This window comes from Daejeonella sp., from assembly GCF_044232565.1.
Lineage (GTDB): Bacteria > Bacteroidota > Bacteroidia > Sphingobacteriales > Sphingobacteriaceae > Daejeonella.
In genome coordinates this window covers 1-4,701 of sequence record NZ_JBIILQ010000325.1, presented here as the reverse complement: position 1 = coordinate 4,701, position 4,701 = coordinate 1, and the positions used below count along the sequence as shown (strand labels likewise).

General features: G+C 37.1%; 5 protein-coding genes and 1 pseudogene. 1 reads left to right on the top strand and 5 read right to left on the bottom strand.

What is annotated here, in order from left to right:
- Positions 1–35 precede the first annotated feature (35 nt).
- On the top strand, positions 36–539 hold the full coding sequence (locus tag ACILQF_RS12855) for a shikimate kinase (protein ID WP_395627799.1): 504 nt from the start codon (positions 36–38) through the stop codon (positions 537–539).
- A 295-nt stretch (positions 540–834) separates the two neighbouring features.
- Here the strand turns inward: ACILQF_RS12855 and ACILQF_RS12850 are convergent, their stop codons facing one another.
- The 5 genes and pseudogenes from ACILQF_RS12850 to ACILQF_RS12830 form a co-directional block, all read right to left on the bottom strand.
- Positions 835–2,160, bottom strand: a complete 1,326-nt coding sequence (locus ACILQF_RS12850) for a hypothetical protein (RefSeq protein ID WP_395627798.1) — start codon at positions 2,158–2,160, stop codon at positions 835–837.
- Positions 2,161–2,827: 667 nt separating this feature from the next.
- The gene (locus ACILQF_RS12845) at positions 2,828–3,121 is read right to left on the bottom strand and encodes a GIY-YIG nuclease family protein (RefSeq protein ID WP_395627797.1); all 294 of its coding nucleotides are present in this window, start codon (positions 3,119–3,121) and stop codon (positions 2,828–2,830) included.
- 207 nt (positions 3,122–3,328) lie between these two features.
- The gene (locus tag ACILQF_RS12840) at positions 3,329–3,838 is read right to left on the bottom strand and encodes a phosphoribosyltransferase family protein (RefSeq protein ID WP_395627796.1); all 510 of its coding nucleotides are present in this window, start codon (positions 3,836–3,838) and stop codon (positions 3,329–3,331) included.
- 88 nt (positions 3,839–3,926) lie between these two features.
- The gene (locus ACILQF_RS12835; protein ID WP_395627795.1) at positions 3,927–4,325 is read right to left on the bottom strand and encodes a hypothetical protein; all 399 of its coding nucleotides are present in this window, start codon (positions 4,323–4,325) and stop codon (positions 3,927–3,929) included.
- Between the two features lie 28 nt (positions 4,326–4,353).
- Positions 4,354–4,701: pseudogene (locus ACILQF_RS12830) on the bottom strand (23S rRNA (uracil-5-)-methyltransferase RumA); the annotation flags it as partial.

The window sequence follows — 4,701 nt, the reverse complement described above, 5'->3', positions numbered from 1 at the left end:
TAATTTTTCTGCTTTGAGATTATATATTTTAGTTTATGAAGATTTTTCTTGTTGGGTTTATGGGAAGTGGAAAAACCACTATCGGAAAAAAGTTGGCTAATTATTTGAAATATGAGTTTATAGACCTTGATAAATTAATCGAATCGAAAGTAGCGATGAGCATTGTAGAGTACTTTGAGATTCATGGGGAAAATGCTTTCCGCGATGTGGAAAGAGAAGTACTGCAATCCGGAACTTTTGCTGATAATGTGATTGTTGCTACCGGTGGTGGCGCCCCTTGTTATAGTGATAATATGGCTTGGATGAATGCAAATGGCCATGTAGTTTATTTGTCGTTACCTCCAAAAGCCCTTGCTGTTAGGCTTGAAAACTCGAAAACTGATAGGCCATTAATTAAGCATTTAAAAGGGGATGAATTGGTGGATTTTATCAGTAATAAACTAGCGGAAAGAGAGATATTTTATAATGAATCGAAATTCGTGGTGAGTGCTAGCGATTTAACTGCCGAAAGGTTGGCTTTTTATATGAATTTGGCTTAAGTTGGCTTCGAGAGCCTCAGCCAGCGGTATAGTGCTTCAGCCGGCGGTATATTGCTTCAGCCGGCGGTATAGTGCTTCAGCCGGCGGTATAGTGCTTCAGCCAGTGATTGATAACGGTGGCTGAGGTTCTCGAAGCCCCGTTATTTTTAAAGAGTGCCATTGGACCTGTTTTAGCGACCCTAATTCCTTTTTATTTGAATTGTCGAAGCGACAATAGTGCGTTTATTTTTAAAATAGTCATACGGCTAGTTCTAATAAGATTCTTTAAATGAAATCCTGAATTTTATTAGGAGCTTTATAAACAAGCACAGCCAAATTGATCATAATCTTTCGACCATAGAGTTATGACTTCACCGTTTTGTACTAAATAAATAGATCGTTCAAAAGTATCTGTATCTTCATTTTCTTCTATACTGGTTGAAGCAAAATAGATGTTATCATATCCTTTTAGTTTTGCAAAAGTTTTTTGTTTATAAGCGCTACTTGGGCAATCTTGACAAATATAATCGTGTTCCTTATAGATCATAGAATCAATTTCTGGGTAATTCTTAAACTCTAACTCTAATTTAAATGTTGAACTGAAAAGCAGTTTTTTTACTTGTTTTTTGAGTGTAGTGAAAGGAATAACAAAGTAATCATTGATGCAATTATTAGGCTGTTTGCCAAAAGCCACAGGTTTTATTAATGTGCGTTCCGCTCTACTATAAGCATAAAGATTAATTGAATCTCTTTGGCTTAATACTTTATTATCAAGTAATAAGTCAGAGTCATCGTAATTTGGATTCTTGATTTTTTTGTAAATAGATGACTGCTTAAATATTAGTTTATCTGCATAGTAACTAGTATCCATATTGTAGATCGCATATTGTCCATTTATTTTGTCGAAAATAGGTGAAATAGCTTTTAAATGACTTGGTGTAATGGTGTCGTTTTTATTTAAAAGGATGGATTTAATAAATGCTTTATTTTCAGCGAAATTAACTTCTTTCTGGAGAAGTTGTTGCTTGAGCCTATTCCATTTGGGTTGTTTTTGAGCATCTATTTTGTCGAGAATATCATAATAAACTTGGCAAATATCCCTTAACTTGGGAACTAAATAATCTCTGAAGTGAGTTTGCTCCTTAATATAGTTATCAATTTTTCTGTATTTATCATCAATTGCTTGAAGATTAAATTGAAGTGATTTTTTGTTGTCAATTCCAATTTTTGAATTTGCAAGGCTCTGTACTTCTATTACCTGTTTTTTATCAAATAGTTGTTCTAAAATTAGTTTGTTGATTTCTTCAGTTTCTTCATCTGAATAATTCTCCCCCAAAGAATAAAGTTTTATAAGATTAATTACGTCTTTATAAATATTGCTATTATCGTAGTTTCTTAAATTTTCAATTTTCTTAATAAGATTCGGATAGTTTGTTTCTAAGTTATTTCCGTATGCAGAATTGGTTCTATAGTCGTGGATCTCATTAAAGATACTTTTTAGGGCTTCTTTGTTAATCGATCCTTGATTGGTATTATCTTGTTGTCCGCTTGTGTTTAAGTTTGTCTGCTTACCTTTTTCTTTTAGCTGGCAGGAAAACATAAAACAACCAATTATTGCGCAAATAACTAAAGCTTTTGACATAAATTTAAAGTTAATGTGAAGATACTTACCCTGATTTAACCAATCCTAATTCTAAGAGATAACATTAGCTTATTTTCTTGTAGAACTAATGATGTGCTTTCGATTACTATATTTTAACTAAATATAGAAAATAATTCTTTATTAATTAATAAGTTATTCCGGATGGCTTCGAGAGCCTCAGCCAGCGGTATGGTGCTTCAGCCAGCGGTTTGGTGTCTCAGTTACTTGGCTTCGAGAGCCTCAGCCAGCGGTATGGTGCTTCAGCCAGCGGTTTGGTGTCTCAGTTACTTGGCTTCGAGAGCCTCAGCCGGCGGTATGGTGTCTCAGCCAGCGGTATGGTGCTTCAGCCAGCGGTTTGGTGTCTCAGTTACTTGGCTTCGAGAGCCTCAGCCAGCGGTATGGTGCTTCAGCCAGCGGTTTGGTGTCTCAGTTACTTGGCTTCGAGAGCCTCAGCCAGCGGTATGGTGTCTCAGCCAGCGGTATGGTGCTTCAGCCAGCGGTTTGGTGTCTCAGTTACTTGGCTTCGAGAGCCTCAGCCAGCGGTGCAGTGCCTCAGCCGGCGGTATAGTGCTTCAGCCAGCGGTTTGATAACGGTGGCTGAGGTTCTCGAAGCCCTGTTAAAATGAGGTTCTCGAAGCCACGTTAAAACTTGGTTCTCGAAGCCCCGTTATTTTTCTAAATCTCGATACGCTATTGCTAGGGCCGGCAGCAAGTTTATATTCCCTTCAATTAGTGCTTCCTTCTTTTTTCTACTCCAGCCTTGAATTTGTTTTTCTCTATGAAATGCTTCATCAATTCTTGAGTATTCTTCATAATAAATTAGTTTAACAGGCAGGTGCTTTTTTGTATGATTAGCACCTTCTCCATTGTGATGTTCTTCTGATCTATTCTCCAAATATTTTGTACTTCCAGTGTAATAGCTACCATCAGAACAAAGTAAAATATACATGTAGCCTTTCATATAATGGTGGTCTGGATGGCTTCGAGAGCCTCAGCCAGCGGTATAGTGCTTCAGCCAGTGATTGATAACGGTGGCTGAGGTTCTCGAAGCCCCGTTTAATTGAGGTTCTCGAAGCCCCGTTTAATTGAGGCTCTCGAAGCCCCCGTTAAAATAATGCAAGCGAAGCCCTTCTTAAAAAGGCCTAATCGCGTTTCTTATTTCTGAAAACTAAGATAAATATACTGCATCCTCTTCCGATTTTTCATCCAAAACAACTTCAACATGTTCTTTTAGAATAGTAGCAAGCTCTAGGCCTGTAAAATCGGGTGAGACTGGGAAATTTCGGTGACTTCGGTCGATTAAAACTAAAGTTCGCAGTTTTTTAAGTGGGATGTCAAGAAATACTCCTAAGCCGTAGGCTAAAGTACGACCGCTATTAAGCACATCATCTACTAAAATGACCACTTTATTTGTCGCAAGCTTGAGATCTAGGTCAGATGAGGCTTCAAGATGGGAGATTTCTTTGTTAATCTCAACCTTCATCAAGGTAATTTTAATTTCAGAAATTGATTCTAAGACAGTTTTTAAACGTTTTGCAATTACGTATCCTTTATCAACAATCCCAGCAATAATCAACTCTTTTTCACTCAGGTTATCCTCAAGAATTTGATAGGCCATACGATCTATCCTTTGTTCAATCTGCTTTTTATTGAGTATCAGTAATTTTTTGCCAGCCATTTCTCTAAAATTTCATTTCAAATTACATATTCTTTGCCAATTTCCAAGCTTCTTCCCCCTAAAATTAATTGAAAGATGCTGCCTCGAACTATTGATAAGGGAAAAACACAAAATTTGCTCCCTCTGGAACAATCACAAAGACACACATAAATGCATTTGAATCCTTGTACTGTTTTATAAATCTATCTTTTTTATCAGGCTGAATGATTCCTTTTTCTACAAATTCCTCAAGTGTAGATGCATGAACACTCCAGCTGGTATTCAACTCGTCTTTATCCAGTATTGGCTCGCCTAAACTTAGCTCATGCTGGTGTGCAACAAAGATTGGATGTTGTGAAATCCCTTCGGCAACTATTTCAACGGCTATCTCTTTTATAGATTCATTATAAAATTTTAGGTCTAGTTCGAGGCTTTTCAGCGGACTTTCCTTTTCTTTTTTATTTCCCTCGTTATTTTCTTCAGGGTTAAGTAGGTCTTTTATTTCCATTCTAATGCTTTGGAAGGATAATTATAAATTATTCAGGTGTTTCAACTGTAGGTTCTTGATTGAGATTAAGGCTCAATAAAACTACATTCTCAACATGCTGTGTATGCGGAAACATGTCGACGGGACGGATTCTGCTTACTTCATATTTCTCCTTCAATAAAGCAATATCGCGCGCTTGTGTTGCAGCATTACAGCTCACATACACAATTTTTTCGGCTTCCATCTCTAAGAGTCGCTTCACTACATCAGCATGCATTCCAGCACGTGGAGGATCGGTAATAACCACATCAGGCTTGCCATGGGTATTGATAAATTCGGCATTCAGTATGTCTTTCATATCACCGGCAAAGAAGCTGGTATTATGAATAGAATTGAT

Excerpts from the sequence above, each read along its gene's own strand:
- ACILQF_RS12850 (WP_395627798.1), bottom strand. The coding sequence starts at position 2,160 with ATGTCAAAAGCTTTAGTTATTTGCGCAATAATTGGTTGTTTTATGTTT.
- ACILQF_RS12845 (WP_395627797.1), bottom strand. The coding sequence starts at position 3,121 with ATGAAAGGCTACATGTATATTTTACTTTGTTCTGATGGTAGCTATTAC.
- ACILQF_RS12840 (WP_395627796.1), bottom strand. The coding sequence starts at position 3,838 with ATGGCTGGCAAAAAATTACTGATACTCAATAAAAAGCAGATTGAACAA.
- ACILQF_RS12835 (WP_395627795.1), bottom strand. The coding sequence starts at position 4,325 with ATGGAAATAAAAGACCTACTTAACCCTGAAGAAAATAACGAGGGAAAT.
- ACILQF_RS12855 (WP_395627799.1), top strand. The coding sequence starts at position 36 with ATGAAGATTTTTCTTGTTGGGTTTATGGGAAGTGGAAAAACCACTATC.